A 16,936-nucleotide genomic window follows, 5' to 3' on the forward strand; every position below is an offset into this window, starting at 1 on the left:
CCGCCCCCGGGGGCGCCACCGCGGACGAGCGCCGGGGTGGCCCCTGCGATGTCACTCCGGGCGGACGGCCCGGACGCAGTGCAGCAGGGGCCGCACCTGTTCCGTGGCCTCGACGCGGAAGCCCGCGCCGGGAACGAGATCGGCGAGCAGCTCCGGCATGCTGGGGTGCATGGCGGGCCCGACCGCCAAGGCGACGAGGTGCGCGAAGAAGGCGTTGGCAGGCGGGCGGAACTCGGCGATCAGCAGTCGTCCGCCCGGCCGCAGGACCCGGAACATCTCCCCGATGGCGGTGCCGCGCGCGGCGTTCGGCATGTGATGGACGGCGAGGGTCGAGACCACGACGTCGAACGAGGCATCGGGGAACGGGAGATCCTGGCCCTCGCCCACCCGGTAGGAGCAGTTGCGCGGCGCCCGGCCACGGGCATGGCCGACCATCGGCGGCGACGGATCGACTCCGGTCACGTGCCCGTCGGGCCCAACCCGAGGGGCGAGCACCCGGCTCAGGTAACCCGTACCGCAGCCGACGTCCAGAATCCGATCCCCCGGCCGGGCGCCGGTGAGCGCGGCCACCTGAGCGAAAACCCGGCGGCGACGCCCGGCGAAGCCGATTTCCGCCATGACCTCGTAGGCGCGCGGATGGTGGAGCGCGCCGCCTCCCTCTTCGTGCTTTGAAGGGCTGTGCGGGGATTGCCCGATTTTCATGGCGCTGCTCCTTTTTTCGGGACACGCTGTTCAGTTATGAATCGTCCGTTCGTTGGCGCGAAGGGGTCAACACGCACATTCGCGCGGGCGTGCCGTACTGAACAGAGGGGGGAATGTGTTCGGAAACCGGGAGCGGGAGAGCCCCGACCGGCGCGTGCGGCGCACCCGCCGGGCCATCCGGCAGGCGTTGGTGGACCTGATCCTGATCAAGGGCTACGAGGCGGTGACCGTCACCGATCTCATCAACCGCGCCGATGTCGGCCGCTCGACCTTCTACGCGCACTTCGCCGACAAGGAAGAGGTGCTCTTCAGCAGCCTCGACGAGCTCGCTGAGCTGCTCCGCCTCGTCCCCGCCACCCGCTCCGGCACGCTGCTCTCGTTCTCCCTGCCGTTGTTCCAGCACCTCCATGAGCAGCGCCGCCTGGCGCGAGCGCTGCTCGGCCGGCGCGGGGCCGCCGTCGTGCGCCTGCGCGGGGAGCAGATCATGGCGGCCGTCGTGCGGGACGAGCTGATGGCGGCGCTGCCTTCGGAGATCCCGCCGCCGGCGTCGCTCGACATGATCGTCACGTGCGTCACCGGCGCGTTCATGGCGCTGATGCGCAGGTGGGCCGATGGCGAGCTCGTCGCCACACCCGCCGAGATGGACGCGGCGTTCCGTGCGGTCGTGATCCCCGGCCTGGACGCGATCCTGACCACCCGCCGGAGCCACCCCATGTGAGGTGGCGCGACGGCCGGACTCGGGAGTTCCCCTGTCACGGCGCGGTCCGTCCGCGCCGCGGTGCCGCCGCGGGAGGCCCCGATCGCGATTTGCCTACTATTCAGGTAGGTATTACGGTCTATCTCCAAGTCCCCCGGAAAGCGAAGGGTTGTTCGGAACATGTCCTCCTTCAGACCTGCGGTCGTCACCGTGGCCATGCTCGCCGCCGTGGGGCTGCTGACCTCCTGTGGCGGTTCCGGCACCGGCGCTCAGGCCAAGAGCGACGGCGAACCCGTGTACGGCGGCACGCTCACCTACCTGGAACACCAGCCGCCCACGTGCCTCTACCTTCCGGCGGCCGGCTTCTATCCGAACGGCGGCGTACTCAACCAGCTCACCGACAAGCTGACCTGGCAGAACCCCGAGACGCTCAAGATCGAGCCGTGGATCGCCACCAAATGGGAGATCAACGAGGACGCCACGGAGTACACCTTCCACCTGCGGGACGGCGTGACGTTCAGCGACGGCACGCCGCTCGACGCCGAGGCCGTGGCCGCCAACTTCGACGTGTACGGCCGCGGCGACGACAAGCTCAAGCTGCCCCCGGCCGAGTTCGTCAACAACTACGAGCGCAGCGAGGTCATCGACGCCAGGACCGTGCGCTTCCACTTCGGCAAGCCGTCGCCCGGCTTCCTGCAGGGCACCTCGGTGATCGGCGCCGGCCTGGTCTCCAAGAAGACGATCGGCCTGCCGTACGAGGAGCAGTGCCAGCTCAAGAACATCATCGGCTCGGGGCCGTTCACGGTGGCCAAGCAGGTCGTCGACAAGGAGATCGACCTCCAGGCGCGCAAGGACTACAACTGGGCGCCGCCCTCCTCCGCGCACCAGGGCCGGGCCTACCTCGACCTCGTCAAGATCATCGTTACACCGGAGGACAACGTCCGCGTGGGCGCGCTGACCTCGGGGCAGGCCGACTACGTCCGGTACGTGCAGGCCTACGACGAGGCGACGGTCAAGAGCGCGGGCTTCGTCGTCCAGGGCGAGCCCACCCGCGGCGTCAACAACGGCCTCTACCTGCGCCCCGCCAACAGCATCCTGAAGGACATCAGGGTCAGGAAGGCGCTGCAGGCCGGGACGGACGCCAAGGAGGTCGTGGACACCCTCTTCACCGACAACTACCCCGTGGCGACCTCGGTCCTCAGCCATCAGGCGGCCGGGTACGTCGACCTGTCGGACAAGCTCGCCTACGACCCCGGCAAGGCCGGCGAACTGCTCGACGAGGCCGGGTGGACGCGCGGCGCCGACGGCGTCCGGGAGAAGGACGGGGTCAAGCTGCGGCTCGGCGTCTTCGTCGCCGGCCCGCAGCCGCTGTCCAAGCAGACCCTGGAGCTGGTCGCCCAGCAGTGGGCCAAGATCGGCGTGAAGCTCGAGATCCGCCCCGCCGACGCGGGCACCCAGGCCGTGGACATCAAGGACGCCGAGAAGACGGCGGTGAACCACTCGATGGTCGGCCGTGCCGACCAGGACGTCATCAAGAGCCAGTTCCACACCAAGAACCGCGACGTGATCCTGTCCAACGACACGAAGCTCGACCAGCTCCTTGAGGAGGAGTCGGCCCTCGCCGACGAGACCAGGCGGAACGAGAAGGTGGCCGAGATCCAGCGGTATGTCATCGACCAGGGGTACGCCATCCCGCTCTTCGAGGAGCCCCAGGTCTACGGCATCGCGCCGTACGTCCATGGGGCGGCCTTCGAGGCGGTCGGCCGGCCAAGCTTCTACGCTGTCTGGCTCGGTAAATGACGAAATATCTGCTCAAAAGAGCAGGGCAGGCGCTGCTCGTCCTGTGGGCCGCCTTCACCGCGGCGTACATCCTGCTCCAGGCCATGCCCGGCGACTCCATCCTGATCAAGTTCCAGGACCCGGAACTCGGGCTGTCACCGGAGCAGATCGCCAAGATCCGCGAGTACTACGACGCGGGCGGCTACCTGCACACGGTGCTCGGCTTCCTGCACGGCGACTTCGGCTACTCGGTCGACACCGGCACCCCGGTCGTCGAACGGCTGGCCGAGGGCCTGCCGGAGACGGCCAAGCTGGCCACCTGCGCCTTCGTCCTGGCGGTGCTGCTGGCCGTGCTGATCGCATTCGGCTCCGCGTACAGCGGCAGGCTGCGCGGCCTGCTGCTGGCGGTGCCCTCCCTGTTCATCTCGGTCCCGGCGTTCTGGCTCGGCATCCTCCTCATCCAGGTCTTCTCCTTCCGGCTCCGGCTGGTCCCGGTCATCGGCGGCACCGAGCTTCAGCAACTCGTGCTGCCGGTGCTCACGCTGGCCGTCCCGATCTCCGCGCCGATCGCGCAGGTCCTCGCGCGCAGCATCGACCAGGTGCTCACCCAGCCGTTCGTGCCGGTGGTGGCGGCCAAGGGCGCCTCGCGCTCCTGGATCCTGTGGCGGCACGTCGCACGCAACGCGCTGCCGCCGACGCTGACCGTGGCGGGCCTGGTGTTCGGCGAGCTGATCGCCGGGTCCGTGGTCACCGAGACCGTCTTCGGGCGCACCGGTGTCGGCCGCCTCACCGAGCAGGCGGTCAACGCCCAGGACGCTCCGGTGCTCCTGGCCGTGGTGGTGCTGGCCGCGACCGCCTTCGTCCTGGTCAACCTGCTGGTGGACGTGCTGTTCCCGGTGCTCGACCCGAGGCTGGCGACATGAGGTGGCTGTCATGGGCGGTCATCGCCCTGGTGGTGCTCTGGGCCGCCATGCCGTCGCTGTTCACCGGGTACGACCCGCTGGCCGGGGTCCCGGCCGAGAAGCTCCAGGGGCCGAGCGCCGCGCACCTGTTCGGCACGGACGCCGTGGGGCGCGACCTGTTCGCCCGGGTGGTGCACGGATCGGTCCACTCGCTCTCGGGCGCGCTCGTCGCGGTCGCCGTCGGTCTGGTCTTCGGCACGCTGCTCGGTCTGATCGCCGGCTCGGTGCGCGGGGTGGTCGACGAGATCGTCATGCGCGTCATGGACGTGCTGCTGTCGGTGCCGGGGTTGTTGCTGGCGCTCACCGTGATCATCCTGCTCGGGCCGGGCACGGTGCACGTGGCGCTCGCGGTGGGCGTCGGCTCCGTCGCCTCCTTCGCCCGCCTGGCCAGGGCCGAGGTGGTCCGGGTGCGCCGTACCGACTACGTCGAGGCGGCGTTCGGCAGCGGCGGCACCTTCGCCGGGGTGCTCTGGCGGCACGTGCTGCCGAACTCCCTCGGCCCGGTCATCGCGCTGTCTGCGCTGCAGTTCGGCGTGGCGATCCTGGCGATCTCCACGCTCGGCTTCCTCGGCTACGGCGCCGAGCCGCCCACCCCCGAGTGGGGGCTGCTCATCGCCGAGGGCCGCAACTACCTGGCCACCTCGTGGTGGCTCACCACGCTGCCCGGCGCGGTCGTCGTCGCCGTGGTGCTCGCCGCCGGTCGCATCTCGAAGGAGATCAGATGAGCCTCCTCGACGTCCGGGATCTCACGGTCGCGTACGGCCGGCAGGTGGCGGTCAAGGGCGTCTCGTTCACGGTCGGGCAGGGAGAGGTCGTCGCCGTGGTCGGCGAGTCCGGGTCCGGCAAGACGACGACGGCCAACGCGATCATCGGCCTGCATCCGGCGGCGTCGGGCGAGGTCCTGCTCAACGGCGTCGACATCGCGGGCTGGTCGCAGCGCCGCCTGCGGTCGATCCGGGGACACGGGATCGGCCTGGTCCCGCAGGACCCGTCGAACTCGCTGAACCCGGTCATGAGGATCGGCCGGCAGATCGGCGAGATCCTCAAGATCCACAATTACGGCGACAGGGCGGACATCAGGCGACGGGTGATCGAGCTGCTCACCCGCGTCGGCCTGGACGACCCCGAGCGCCGCGCCGGCCAGTACCCGCACGAACTCTCCGGCGGCATGCGCCAGCGGGTGCTCATCGCCATCGCGATCGCCCTGCGCCCCGGCCTGATCATCGCCGACGAGCCGACCAGCGCCCTGGACGTCACCGTCCAGCGCCGCATCCTCGACCTCATCGACGACCTCAGGAAGGAGTACGGCACCGCCGTTCTCCTGGTCACGCACGACCTGGGTGTGGCGGCGGCGCGCGCCGACCGCCTGGTCGTGATGAAGGACGGCCTGATCGAGGAGTCGGGCGGCGTCCGCGAGGTGCTCGCCGCGCCCGCCTCGCCGTACACCCGCCGCCTCTTCCAGGACGCCCCGGCGCTCACCGCGCGCCCGTACAAGCCTTTCGACGCCGCGGCCGAGCCCGCCATCGTCGTGCGCGACCTCGTCAAGGAGTTCGGCCCCTTCCGCGCCGTCGACGGCGTCTCCTTCGAGGTACGTCGGGGCACCACCCACGCCCTGGTCGGCGAGTCGGGTTCGGGCAAGACCACGACGGCCCGCGTCGTGACCCGCTTCGCCGAGGCCACCTCGGGCGAGGTCGTGATCGGCGGCGATCCGGCCGGCCCACGCGCCTTCCGGCGCAGGGTGCAGCTCGTCTACCAGAACCCGTACGGCTCCCTCGACCCCCGCCAGACGGTCGCCGCGATCGTGGAGGAGCCGCTGCGCAACTTCCGCCTCGGCGACCGGACCGCCCGCCGTGCCCGGGTGCGGGAGCTGCTGGAGCGCGTGGCGCTGCCCGGGACGCTGCTCGGGCGCCGGCCCGCGGAGCTGTCCGGCGGGCAGCGCCAGCGAGTGGCGATCGCCCGCGCGCTCGCCGTCGAGCCCGAGGTGGTCGTGCTCGACGAGGCCGTCTCCGCGCTGGACGTGACCGTCCAGGCGCAGATCCTGACGCTGCTGGAAGAGCTCCAGCGCGACCTCGGACTCACCTATCTCTTCATCTCCCACGACCTCGCCGTCGTGCGGCAGATATCGCACACCGTTTCCGTAATGAGCAAGGGACGCATCGTGGAATCAGGAACGACGAATCAGATCTTCGACAGCCCACGGGAGGACTACACCCGCGAGCTGCTCGCCGCCGTGGCGGAGCCGGTGCGATGACCCGGATCGGCTTCTTCACCCGGCTGCTCGACGACGCCCCGCCCGGCGAGCGCTACCGCCTGGCCGCCGAGCAGATCGAGCACGCCGAACGCCTCGGCTTCGACACCGCCTGGGTGGCCCAGCACCACTTCGACGGCGGCGAGGGCGGCCTGCCCGCGCCGCTGCTCTTCCTCAGCCACCTGGCCGCGCGCACCAGCCGGATCAGGCTCGGCACCGCCATCATCACGCTGCCCCTGGAGCACCCGGTGCGCGTGGCCGAGGACGCCGCCGTGCTCGATCTGCTGTCCGGCGGTCGGCTGGAGGTCGGCGTGGGCGGCGGCGGCACGCCCACGGCGTTCGCCGCGTTCGGCCAGGACCCGGCCCAGCGCGGCTCCATCTACGCCGAGCACCTCCAGGTGCTCGTGGACGCGTGGTCGGGCAAGGATCTGGGCGGCGGCAACCACCTCTACCCGGCCGCGCCGGCGCTGCTCGACGCGATCTGGGAGGCCACGTTCTCGGCCTACGGCGGCGCGCGCGCTGGACGGGCGGGCAACGGGCTGATGCTCGCGCGCACCCAGCCCAGGCCCGAGGAGGCGCCGCACGCCACGCTCGCCGAGATCCAGAAACCCATCGTGGACGCCTACTACGCCAACCTGCCCTCCGGAGTCGCCCCCCGGGTCATGGCCTCGCGCACCGCGTTCGTCGCCGACACCCGCGAGGAGGCGCTGCGCTGGGCCGCCCGAGGGCTGGCCAAACCGGGCCTGCGGCAGCCGGACGGCGCCGGCGTCGACGCGCTGATCGCCGCCTGGGACGCCCACGTCGGCACCCCCGAGGACGTCATCGCCAGTCTGAAGGCGGACCCGACGCTGGAACGCGCCACCGACCTGGTCTTCCAGGTGCACTCCATCGACCCGCCGCACGAGCAGATCCTGCGCTCCATCGAGCTGCTCGCGACCGAGGTGGTTCCCGCGCTGGGAGGGATATTGGAAGGAACCACCGTATGACCGCCGACGTCATCGACGCGCTGGCCGGGGTCCGCCCGGACCCGCTGCGCGACCGGCCGCACGCCGCCGCCCTCTTCATCGCTGCCAACCCGTTCGTACTTTCCCTGGGAGAACCCGCGTGACCATCGCACTGGACCACATCGTGTACGCCGTCCCCGACCTCGAGGCCGGGGTGGCGGCCTTCGCCACACTGACCGGCGTCGTCCCCTCGGCGGGCGGCGCGCACCCCGGCGGCACGGCCAACTACCTCGTCGGCCTCGGCGCCGGCGCCTACCTGGAGATCATCGGCCCGGACCCGTCCCAGCCCGGGGCCCGGCCGCGCGCCTTCGGCCTGGAGGCGCTGACCGAGCCGACACTCGCCGCGTGGGCCGTACGCACCGACGACATCGAGGCGACCGTACGGCAGGCCCGAGAGGCCGGCTACGACCCGGGCTCCATCGAGCCGCTCTCGCGGCGGACGCCCGGCGGCACGCTCCTCGAATGGCGGCTGACCAGGCGCGACGACCCGGCCGCCGTGCGTACGACCCCGTTCCTCATCGACTGGGGGAACACCGGGCACCCCTCGGCCTCGGGCATCCCGGCCCTCTCCCTGGCCTCCTTCACCGTGATCCATCCGGAGCCCGCCTCGGCGCGCGGACCGCTGGACGCCCTCGGGGCCACGGTCCCGGTTGAACGCGGTCCGGCCCCCGGACTGCGTGCCGTGCTCGACACTCCGGAAGGACAGGTGACGCTCGCATGAGCACCCTTCGCGAATACCTCGTCCAGAAGCGCGCCGCGCTCCTCGCCCGCCGCGCCGCCACGGCGGAGAGCGGCGGCGGCCCGGTGCCGCTGCGCGCGACCGTGACCGCAGAAGGCCGCAGCGGCGTGCGGCGGATCAGGATCCGCGACTTCCAGATCCTCAGCGACAGCAGTCCCGACTTCGCCGGATACGACCTCGGGCCCGCTTCACCGGAGCTGCAGGCGGGCGTGCTGGGAAGCTGCGTGACGCACATCTTCCTGATCAAGGCGGCCGAGCTGGAGGTGCCGATCGACGCGCTGTCGGTGGACGTGCGGGCCGAGTACGACCCGCGCGCCCAGTCGCCGGACAACACCGACATTCCGGTCTACCCGCAGAACTTCCGCTACGAGGTCCACCTGGACTCGCCCGCCTCGGACGAGGACCTCGCCCGGCTGCACGCCGAGGTCGAGCGGGTCTGCCCCATCCTCAACCTCATCCGGAACCCGCACGACATCTCGGGCACGATCGTCCGGGTCGGCGCCTGACCCTCCCGGTCCGAGCCGGCTCCCGTGGCCGGCGCGGACCGGGATCCGAATTCTTCCGTTTCTGCGACTTTCCGATAGAAGATTCCCCGGGGGGCCAAGGTCGTTACGGGGGTAGAGGATGCGAGCGGTCAAGGCAGGCGAGGACGCTGACGGGAGGCGGGTGGCGGTGGTGCGGGGGACCGCCGCCGCGCTGGCCGTGCTGTCGGTGGCGCTGACCGTGGCCGGCACCGCGATCCAGTTGTCGTTGCCGAAGGAGTGGGCGCCGTGGCCGCCCACGGCGCCCGACCATGGCTCGGGCCTGATGTTCCCGCTGGTCGGCGCGTTCGTGATCGCGTACCGTCCCCGCCTGAGGCTGGCCTGGCTGATGTGCGCCGGCGGCCTCGGCTGCGCGGTCAACGTGATGGCGACCGGGCTGCAGTTCATGCAGGCGTCGGTCGGCCACCTGGAGAGCGCGGGGTGGCTGCGCTTCCTGGCCATCGCGGGATGGACGGCCGGGGCGTGCGCGCTGTCGATCCTCGTGCCGCTGCTCTCACCGGACGACCGCCTGCCCTCCCGGCGCTGGCTGCCGGTGGCGATCGCCGGTTTGGCCGCGAGCGTCGTGTACGGCGCGTACAACATCGTGCGGCCGACGCCGCCCGCCGGCACGTACCGCTGGCCGCAGGTCATTCCGAATCCGCTGGCGATCGAGGCCCTGGCTCCCCATCACACCGCGGTGAAGGGGGCACTGACGCTGCTGGTGAACGCCTTCGTGGTGCTCACGGTGCTCTCCCTGCTGGTACGGCTGCGGCACGCGACCCCGGCGGCGCGGCGGCAGCTCGCCTGGCCGTTGGTCGCGTTCGCCGTCTACGCGCTGTTCGTGCTGCTCGGTGAGGACTACTGGCTGCCGGGGACGATCTGGACCGGGCTGATTCCGGTCGCGATCGCCTTCGCGGTGCTGCGCTACCGCCTGTACGGCATCGACACCGTCATTAGCCGGACCGTCGTCGCGACCGGCCTGATCGTCGCGGTCGGCGCGGTGTACTTCGGCACCGGCGCCCTGGCCGGGATGTTCGTCTCCGGCTATGACCAGGTCGCGGGACTGGCCGCGGCCCTGGCGGCGGGCGCGTTCTTCGAGCCGTTGCGCACGCGCCTGCGCCGCCTGACCGACGTGATGCTGTACGGCAAGCACGGCCGGCCCGAGGAGCTGGCCAGGAGGCTGGCCCATGAAGTCGGCGAGACCGAGCCGGGCAACGCGCTCGCCGCCGTCACGGCGGTGGTGCGGGACGGTCTCGGCGTTACCGGCGTCGTCGTCGAGGTCGGTACGGCGGGAATGCGGGTGGAGCGCGGCGCGGCCGGGCCGGACCCGCGTGTCGTGCCGCTGGTGTGGCACGGCGAGCCGGTCGGCCGGATGCTGGTCGGGCCGCCCGGACCGCGCCGTTTCTCGGCCGCCTACACCGAGCGGCTGATCCGGACGGCGACCCCGTACGTCGCGGATGTGGCGCACGCCGTACTCACGGCGGCCGACCTGCAGCGTTCCCGGGAGCGCATCCTGAGCGCGCGCGAGGAGGAGCGGCGCAGGCTCCGCCGCGACCTGCACGACGGCCTCGGCCAGGCGCTCGCCGCCATGTCGATGTCACTGAACATCGCCCGGATGCGCCTGCGCGAGGCGCCGTCCTCGGCCGACCGGATGCTTGGGGAGCTGCGCGGCAGCATGGACTCGGTCAGCCAGGAGGTCCGCGAGCTGGTCTACGGCCTGCGTCCGCCCATGCTGGACGACCTCGGCCTGCACGGTGCGGTGCGCGCGCTCGCCGCCGCGCCGGGGCCGGCCGTCGACGTCGAGGTGGAGGGCGAGACGCGCGACCTGCCCGCGGCGGTGGAGGTGGCGGCGTACCGGATCGCGCAGGAGGCGCTGACCAACGTGCGCAAGCACGCCGACGCCACCCGGGCGACCGTCACGCTGGCCCGCTCGGACCACGCGCTGGTCGTACGGGTACGCGACGACGGCAAGGGACTGCCCGAGCGTCGGCGCTCCGGCATCGGCTTCGCGTCGATGCGCGAGCGTGCCGCCGAGCTGGGCGGCACCTGCCTGATCACCCGGGCCCCGGCGACCGGCGCGGACGCCGGGCCGGGGACGCAGGTGGAGGTCACGCTCCCGCTCGCCGTACGCTCCGGCGACCGGGCGCCGGTGAGCACCGGCGGCAACCTGGATCAGGCCCAGCCGTAGGCCGACCTGATGGACGCGGCGATCTCGTTGACCAGGTTCGTGTTGTCGCCGTTGACCATGACGGCGTATCCGGCTCCCAGCTCCGGATAGCCCTTGAACACGGACTTGAAGCCGTAGTTGGAGCCGTCGTGGGTGAAGGAGAAGTTCTTCGTCCCCGACCCGGCGATGAACAGGCCGCGGCCCATGTCGGGCTGCGGCCCCTTGCTGAGCAGCGTCCGCACCGACTCCTTGCTGAGCGGGCCCGCGATGTCACCGGACGCGGTCCACGCCTTGTTGAGGTAGCACACGAGGCGGGACAGGTCGAGGACGTTCGTGTAGAGGCCCGCGGCGGCCGACTCCGGATAGCGGTTCCGCTTGCCGGAGATCACCGCGCCGGTGGTGGTGTGCCCCGACGCGAGCTCGAACGTCGGAGCCAGCGCGTACGAGCTGGTCTTCATGCCGAGCGGCGCGAGCACCTCCTTGTCCATGTACTGGGCCAGCGACAGGCCGGTCTGCTGCTCCACCATCCGCTGCAGCAGCACGAACCCCGCGCCGGAGTAGTGGTACTCCGCGCCCGGGTCGGTGGTGAGCTCGATCTTCGGTGAGTTGCCCTCGCCGTTCATGACCTGGAGCAGCGACGGCACGGTCGCGTTCGGCCCGTAGCCCGCGAAGCCGCCACCCGCGGCGGCGTTGAAGCCGGAGCAGACGTCCGCGGGAGAGGTGGAGCCGCGCCCGATGACACCGGCCCGGTGGGTCAGCATGAGGTCGATCGTGGGCACCGCGTCGGGCGACACGCAGGAGCGGCTGGGCAGGGTCCAGCCGAGGAAGGGGCGGATGTCGCTGCTCAGCGGCTTCTTGAGCGTCTGCATGAGGCGCAGTACACCGACCGACGCGACGGCCTTGCTGATGGAGGCGGCCTGGAAGCCGGTCTCCGGGTGCGCGGCGGCTCCGCTGCCCGCCTCCAGCCAGCCGTAGCCGGTGGACCAGGTGATGCGGTTGCCGGTCACCACCGCGATCGCCACGCCCGGCGTCTTCCAGTAGCCCATCCGCTGCCAGATGCCCCCGCTTCCCACCGAGTCCTCGACCTGGCGCACCCGGTCGGCGGGCAGGGCCGGAACCTTGCCGCGTGAGCACAGCGACCAGCCGCCGGTCGGCGAGAAGGTGACATTGTGCAGCTGCCAGCCGCCCGCGGAGAGCTTGCCCATCTGCTGGTAGCACTCGTCGTCGACGCCGCGCGCGTGGAACTCGTCCTGCGCGACGACGGCCCACCCGCCGCCACGGGGGAAGGCGACGTGGGTGACGCGGCGTCCGCCCTGCGTCAGGTTGCGCATCATCTGGTAGCACTCGTCGTCGATGCCCCGGACGTAGAAGCCGTCCGTGTCGACCACCGACCAGCGGTTGCCGCCCGCCGGGGGGAAGGCGACGTTGACGACCTGCTTGCCCGCGCCGTAGCAGGCGGTGATCCGCTGCTGGCACTCCGCGGGGATGCCGCGCGCGGACACCCCCTTGTCCGTGGTGATCACCCACCGGTCGCCGCCCTCGGGCGGGAAGGCCACGCAATGGATCTTCCGGCCGGCCTTGGTCAGCTTCCCGAGCTCGGCGTAACACGCGTCGGGGACGCCGCGCGCGAAGAAACGGCCGTCCTGGGTGACGATGACCCAGCCGTTGGACGGCGCGAACGCGAACGAGGTGATGCCATAGGGCGCCAGCTCACCCATCTTCGTGTGGGCCTCGTCCGGTACGCGACGGTTGAAGTAGGGGTAGCTCGCCGCCCACGCCGGCTGGCCGAACCCCACAGCGGCCAGACCGGCGCCGGCTCCGGTGGCGGCGGTCAGGCTGAGAAAACGTCTCCGGTCCATACGGGCACTCCTCCGGTCAGCACAGGACGGGTCCCGCGTACGGGACGCCGATGGTCAAGAAGGTCAAATCCTGGCAGACCGCCGAGTGATCCGCTTCGCTATCCCAGAACGCCGGGGAGAACCTCCAGCTCAGCGCCGGATCGTGCTGCCCGGCCGGCGGTGCCGTGAGCCGACGCCGGCATTCCTGGATTTTCTTCGGCGCGGATGTAAAGGCTGACGATGTCGTTACGACTCTGCTGTGAGGCGCTCCCATCAGGGAGCGGCCGATGGCAAGGAGCTGACATGGGAACGTTGGAGAAGAAGACGGCACTGGTGACCGGCGGGTCGCGGGGGATCGGGCGAGCGATCGTGGTGCGGCTGGCTCGTGAGGGCGCGGCAGTGATGTTCAGCTTCAACCGCGACCAGGCGGCGGCTGACGACGTGGTGGCTGAAGTGGCGGCCTTCGGCGGGCAGGCGATCGCGGTACGAGCGGCAGAAGTAGGGCGTGTCAGAAGTAGGGTCGGGCGCGCTCACGGGCCGATCGCCCCAGCGGTGAGCCGATAATGTCGGGCCCTGCCCGTACCGTTGACCGCAGCGGGAGGCCCGGCCTTCCCGTCCTCGGACAAGGACGAGATGTGTTCCGCACCCAAACGATCAATCAACCATCTCCACGAATCGAGGCAAGATCTTGAGCACAGTCACCTCGCAGGATGGCACGGTCATCGACTATGACCTCTACGGTGACGGGCCTGCCATCATCTTCATCGGCGGGGCAACGCAGCACCGAGCCATCGACGAGAACACCGGGCAGGTCGCGCAGCGGCTCGCGGCCGAGGGCTTCACGGCGATCGACTACGACCGGCGTGGACGCGGACAATCCGGCGACACCGCACCGTGGGCACTGGAGCGAGAGGTGGAGGACCTCGCTTCGCTGATCAAGGCAGCGGGAGGGGCCGCGACCCTCTACAGCAGTTCGTCAGGAGCGACCGTGGCTCTGGCAGCCGCAGAGGCCGGCATCGGTGTCACCGCGCTGGCGCTCTATGAGCCACCCCTGTTCGCCGGTGTCGACCATGCCGAGCACCTGGCCACGCTGCGCTCCTTGTTGGCCGCCGGCAAGAACGACGAAGCGATGCGCTACAACCTGAAGGCGGTGATCGGGATGCCGTCCGATGCCGTCGACGGCGTGGCTCACGCACCCGGATGGGCCGAATTGGTGGCAGTCGCCCCAACGCTCGTCTACGACCTCGCGGCCGTCCACGAGATCAACATCGATCCCGACTGGGCCGGCCGTTGGTCCTCGATCACCGTGCCGACGATCGTGTACTCGGGAGACCAGACCTTCCCCGGCATGCCCGAGGCCGCCGACGCGGTAGCGGCAGCCCTTCCCAACGCGACCCGTCGCACCCTGCCCGGCCAGGGCCACGGGCCCACGCCCGATGCCATAGTGCCGGTGCTCCTGGAGTTCCTCCGCTAATGGGCCGACTGCCCTGGTGACCCGCCGAGCGGGGTCTTCAGGAAGCCGTCGTTTCTTGAAGATCCCGCTTTCGCCCCTCTCCGGCGCAGGAGCACAAGCGCAGCCGCCGCGTTGCGAAACCGCCGGGTCTGGTTCGATGGGGTCAGCCGCTTCACGATCTTCCGGCACCTGGGCAAGGAGGATCCCATGATTGGTGTGGGAGGCTGGGCGCGTGACGGGGCCCGGCCTGATATCTCATGGCGGGTCACCGCGTGGACACCGCGTGGGGTACGGGGGAAGCGGGGCGTGTGGAGCTTCGGGACATTGAGATCTTCCTGACTCTGGCCGAGGAGCTGCACTTCGGCCGGGCCGCGGAGCGACTGCACGTCTCCGCGGCGCGGGTCAGTCAGGCGATCAAGAAGCAGGAGCGCGCCATCGGTGCGGAGCTGTTCGCCCGGGACAGCCGCAATGTGCGGCTGACGCCGCTGGGCGAGCAGCTGCGGGACGATCTGCGGGTGCTGCATCAGGGGCTGGCGCAGACTCTGGAGCGGGCCCGGCTGGCCGCCCGGGGCAAGGCGGGCACGCTCAGGGTGAGCCTGTTCCCCCTCAACATCCAGGAGTTGCGCCGGTACTTCGAGACCTTCCGGACCCGGCACCCGCAGTGGGAGCTGCGGGTGCGGATGTCGACCTACGCCGATCCGTTCGGCCAACTGCGCAACGGGGACGCCGACATCCTGGTCACCTGGCCCCTCGTCGATGAACCGGACCTGACCGTGGGGCCCACGCTCTTCGCCGAGCCGAGGGTGCTGGCCGTCGGGAAGGAGCATCCGCTCACGCGGCGGTCCTCGGTCACCCTGGAGGAGATGAGCGACTTTCAGCATGTGAACGTCGCGCCCGCGCCCGACGACTGGTTCGACCATTACGTCCCGCAGCACACGCCCCGAGGCCGGGTCATCGCCCGGGGCGCGAGCGTGAACAACGTCGAGGACACGTTCACGCTGGTGGGCATGGGGGAGGAGGTCGTGCTCTTCCCGGTGCATGTGGCCCGCTACTACCCTCGCCCGGACATCGCCTACCTGCCGGTCAAAGGGCTGGAGGCGCTGGCCTACTCGCTGGTATGGCGGACCGAGTCGGAGAACGACATGATCCGTGCCTTCGCCCGCGTGGTGCGCGACCTGGGACCCCTGCCCGACTGAGCGTGCGTTCCGCCGCCATGTGTGCGGGCGGAGATCGTCAACTCTGGGGTTAACGACCGTTGCGACAGCCGTCGTTGTTCCCCGTGTCGCCGCGCCCGAAGCTTGAGCCATCCCAATGATCGAGCAGGAGGCGGGCCATGCGATGAACGTTGTGTCCTCCGCGGTGTCCCTGACAGTCACCGACCCGGTGGCCTCCAGCCACTTCTTCACCACCCACCTGGGATTCCGCGAGGTCCTGGTTCACGAGGACTTCGTGGAGCTCAGCCGTGACGACGCGGCCGTCGACCTCGTCCTGGTGCGGCGTGACCTCGAACGGTGCGGAGCCGGCCCAGGGCCGGTCGACGTGATCGTGTCGTTCGAGGTCGTTGGTGTCGCGGCCGAGTACGAGCGGCTGCGGAACGAGGAAGCCGGCCTGGCTGTGACCGTGCGGCGGGAGCCGTGGGGCGAGCTGGTGGTGCGGCTGGTCGACCCCAACGGGGTGGTCGTCCAGCTCACCGAATGGGTGCCTCCGGCAGGAATCTGACTCGTCCTGACCATCTACGCCACCACCGCCCAGGGCGCCACCACCGCCCAGGGCGCCATCACCGCCCGCAGCCTCTCGGCTGCTCCTGTGGGCGGCTTCCGGAACCCCTTCCGTTCCATCCCTTCGACCTCTCGAGAGAGGCAAAGCATGTCCATGGCCCAGCCTGTTTGGACCGGCATGGTGTCGGTCGACGACACCGCCCTGGCTCTGACCGACACCGGCGGCCCCGGCATCCCGGTGGTCTACCTGAACGGCTCCTACGCGGACCAGAAGCCTTGGCGGCCCGTCATCGCCGACCTCGGCGACGGCTTCCGCCACATCACCTACGACGAGCGCGCCCGCGGCAAGTCCAGGACTTCGGCGGACTGCTCCTTCGAGGCCTGCATCCGCGACGTCGACGCCGTCCTCGGCGCGCGGGGCGTACAGCGGCCGATCCTGGTCGGCTGGTCCTACGGCGCCATGGTCGCGATGCACTGGGCCGCACGCCACCCCGACCGCGTCGCCGGCGTGGTGTCTGCGGACGGCGCCTATCCGAACCAGTTGCTCGACAAGGTGTCCCCGGAGGAGATCCGCAAGCTGTTCCGCCGGCTGAGCCTGCTCTTTCCGGTCGCCCGCCGTCTCGGCCTGGCCGCCCGGATGAGCGCGATGCAGCACGCCGACATCAACCTCGAGCTCATCGAACTGTGCGAGCCCGACAACCTCGAGCCGGTCCTTGACCAGGTAACGGTGCCGGTTCGGTATGTGATGGCAACCGGCGGCAACTTGGGCGGCGATGCGAAGACGATGGAGGGGATGCGCGCCAACCTCGCCCCGGTCCTCGCCCGCAACCCGAACTTCAAGGTCACTGAGAAGGTCGCGAGCAACCACTCCAAGATCCTCAAAAGGGACTACCACGCGGTCGCGGAAGCCGTCCGCGACGTCGCGGCCGCCAGCGAACTCGAGGTCACCCGCGACCTCAAGGCCGTCTGACCCGAATCCGCAGGTAGTGGGCGAGGGCGGTAGCCGGCACCGACCCGACCATCACCTGGCAGCTCCTCTCTTCAATGGCCAGGCGAATCTGGATCGGGTCGTGTGCGGCACGTGCTGAGCGCGGCGGGGCTGGGCGCA

General features: G+C 70.6%; 17 protein-coding genes. 15 read left to right on the forward strand and 2 right to left on the reverse strand.

Features of this window, described 5'->3' with window-relative positions:
• Nucleotides 1-51: 51 nt before the first annotated feature.
• Entirely contained in the window at nucleotides 52-702 is a 651-nt protein-coding gene (locus tag AWQ71_RS24275; RefSeq protein WP_067137066.1) for a class I SAM-dependent methyltransferase, read from the reverse strand.
• Nucleotides 703-817: 115 nt separating this feature from the next.
• On the opposite strand from AWQ71_RS24275, the gene AWQ71_RS24280 reads away from it, so the two are divergent.
• The 10 genes from AWQ71_RS24280 (at nucleotide 818) to AWQ71_RS24320 (ending at nucleotide 10,840) form a co-directional block, all read left to right on the forward strand.
• Complete coding sequence (locus AWQ71_RS24280) at nucleotides 818-1,420, forward strand: TetR/AcrR family transcriptional regulator (RefSeq protein ID WP_067137068.1); 603 nt, start codon at nucleotides 818-820, stop codon at nucleotides 1,418-1,420.
• A gap of 159 nt (nucleotides 1,421-1,579) precedes the next feature.
• The gene (locus AWQ71_RS24285) at nucleotides 1,580-3,199 is read left to right on the forward strand and encodes a TIGR04028 family ABC transporter substrate-binding protein (protein WP_067137070.1); all 1,620 of its coding nucleotides are present in this window, start codon (nucleotides 1,580-1,582) and stop codon (nucleotides 3,197-3,199) included.
• Nucleotides 3,196-4,101, forward strand: a complete 906-nt coding sequence (locus AWQ71_RS43340; protein ID WP_067137072.1) for an ABC transporter permease — start codon at nucleotides 3,196-3,198, stop codon at nucleotides 4,099-4,101. The genes AWQ71_RS24285 and AWQ71_RS43340 overlap by 4 nt, the downstream gene beginning before the upstream one ends.
• Nucleotides 4,098-4,865: an ABC transporter permease gene (locus AWQ71_RS43345; protein WP_084259223.1), complete on the forward strand. Its 768-nt coding sequence runs from the start codon at nucleotides 4,098-4,100 to the stop codon at nucleotides 4,863-4,865. The genes AWQ71_RS43340 and AWQ71_RS43345 overlap by 4 nt, the downstream gene beginning before the upstream one ends.
• Nucleotides 4,862-6,391, forward strand: a complete 1,530-nt coding sequence (locus AWQ71_RS24300) for a dipeptide ABC transporter ATP-binding protein (RefSeq protein WP_067137074.1) — start codon at nucleotides 4,862-4,864, stop codon at nucleotides 6,389-6,391. The genes AWQ71_RS43345 and AWQ71_RS24300 overlap by 4 nt, the downstream gene beginning before the upstream one ends.
• On the forward strand, nucleotides 6,388-7,374 hold the full coding sequence (locus AWQ71_RS24305; RefSeq protein ID WP_067137076.1) for a putative FMN-dependent luciferase-like monooxygenase: 987 nt from the start codon (nucleotides 6,388-6,390) through the stop codon (nucleotides 7,372-7,374). Before AWQ71_RS24300 ends, AWQ71_RS24305 begins: the two co-directional genes overlap by 4 nt.
• Nucleotides 7,371-7,496: a hypothetical protein gene (locus tag AWQ71_RS44450; RefSeq protein ID WP_281196243.1), complete on the forward strand. Its 126-nt coding sequence runs from the start codon at nucleotides 7,371-7,373 to the stop codon at nucleotides 7,494-7,496. Before AWQ71_RS24305 ends, AWQ71_RS44450 begins: the two co-directional genes overlap by 4 nt.
• A complete protein-coding gene (locus tag AWQ71_RS24310) occupies nucleotides 7,493-8,113 on the forward strand; it encodes a VOC family protein (RefSeq protein WP_067137078.1) in 621 nt (206 codons plus the stop codon). The genes AWQ71_RS44450 and AWQ71_RS24310 overlap by 4 nt, the downstream gene beginning before the upstream one ends.
• Nucleotides 8,110-8,637 (forward strand): OsmC family protein, encoded by a 528-nt coding sequence (locus AWQ71_RS24315; RefSeq protein ID WP_067137080.1) that lies wholly within the window; start codon nucleotides 8,110-8,112, stop codon nucleotides 8,635-8,637. The genes AWQ71_RS24310 and AWQ71_RS24315 overlap by 4 nt, the downstream gene beginning before the upstream one ends.
• A gap of 118 nt (nucleotides 8,638-8,755) precedes the next feature.
• Entirely contained in the window at nucleotides 8,756-10,840 is a 2,085-nt protein-coding gene (locus AWQ71_RS24320) for a sensor histidine kinase (RefSeq protein ID WP_084259224.1), read from the forward strand.
• Here AWQ71_RS24320 and AWQ71_RS24325 read toward each other — a convergent pair.
• Nucleotides 10,825-12,678: a serine hydrolase domain-containing protein gene (locus AWQ71_RS24325; protein ID WP_067137082.1), complete on the reverse strand. Its 1,854-nt coding sequence runs from the start codon at nucleotides 12,676-12,678 to the stop codon at nucleotides 10,825-10,827. The two genes, AWQ71_RS24320 and AWQ71_RS24325, sit on opposite strands and share 16 nt — an antisense overlap.
• A gap of 282 nt (nucleotides 12,679-12,960) precedes the next feature.
• Between AWQ71_RS24325 and AWQ71_RS24330 the strand changes: the two genes are divergently transcribed.
• The 5 genes from AWQ71_RS24330 (at nucleotide 12,961) to AWQ71_RS24350 (ending at nucleotide 16,798) form a co-directional block, all read left to right on the forward strand.
• Complete coding sequence (locus AWQ71_RS24330; RefSeq protein WP_067137084.1) at nucleotides 12,961-13,221, forward strand: SDR family NAD(P)-dependent oxidoreductase; 261 nt, start codon at nucleotides 12,961-12,963, stop codon at nucleotides 13,219-13,221.
• A gap of 124 nt (nucleotides 13,222-13,345) precedes the next feature.
• The gene (locus AWQ71_RS24335) at nucleotides 13,346-14,131 is read left to right on the forward strand and encodes an alpha/beta fold hydrolase (RefSeq protein WP_067137086.1); all 786 of its coding nucleotides are present in this window, start codon (nucleotides 13,346-13,348) and stop codon (nucleotides 14,129-14,131) included.
• A gap of 287 nt (nucleotides 14,132-14,418) precedes the next feature.
• On the forward strand, nucleotides 14,419-15,306 hold the full coding sequence (locus AWQ71_RS24340) for a LysR family transcriptional regulator (protein WP_067137088.1): 888 nt from the start codon (nucleotides 14,419-14,421) through the stop codon (nucleotides 15,304-15,306).
• 142 nt (nucleotides 15,307-15,448) lie between these two features.
• Nucleotides 15,449-15,829 (forward strand): VOC family protein, encoded by a 381-nt coding sequence (locus tag AWQ71_RS24345; RefSeq protein ID WP_067137195.1) that lies wholly within the window; start codon nucleotides 15,449-15,451, stop codon nucleotides 15,827-15,829.
• 153 nt (nucleotides 15,830-15,982) lie between these two features.
• On the forward strand, nucleotides 15,983-16,798 hold the full coding sequence (locus AWQ71_RS24350) for an alpha/beta fold hydrolase (RefSeq protein ID WP_245658443.1): 816 nt from the start codon (nucleotides 15,983-15,985) through the stop codon (nucleotides 16,796-16,798).
• The last annotated feature ends 138 nt before the right edge of the window (nucleotides 16,799-16,936 follow it).

The sequence above is a fragment of the Microtetraspora malaysiensis genome (assembly GCF_001528665.1).
GTDB classification, from domain to species: Bacteria; Actinomycetota; Actinomycetes; order Streptosporangiales; family Streptosporangiaceae; genus Microtetraspora_A; species Microtetraspora_A malaysiensis.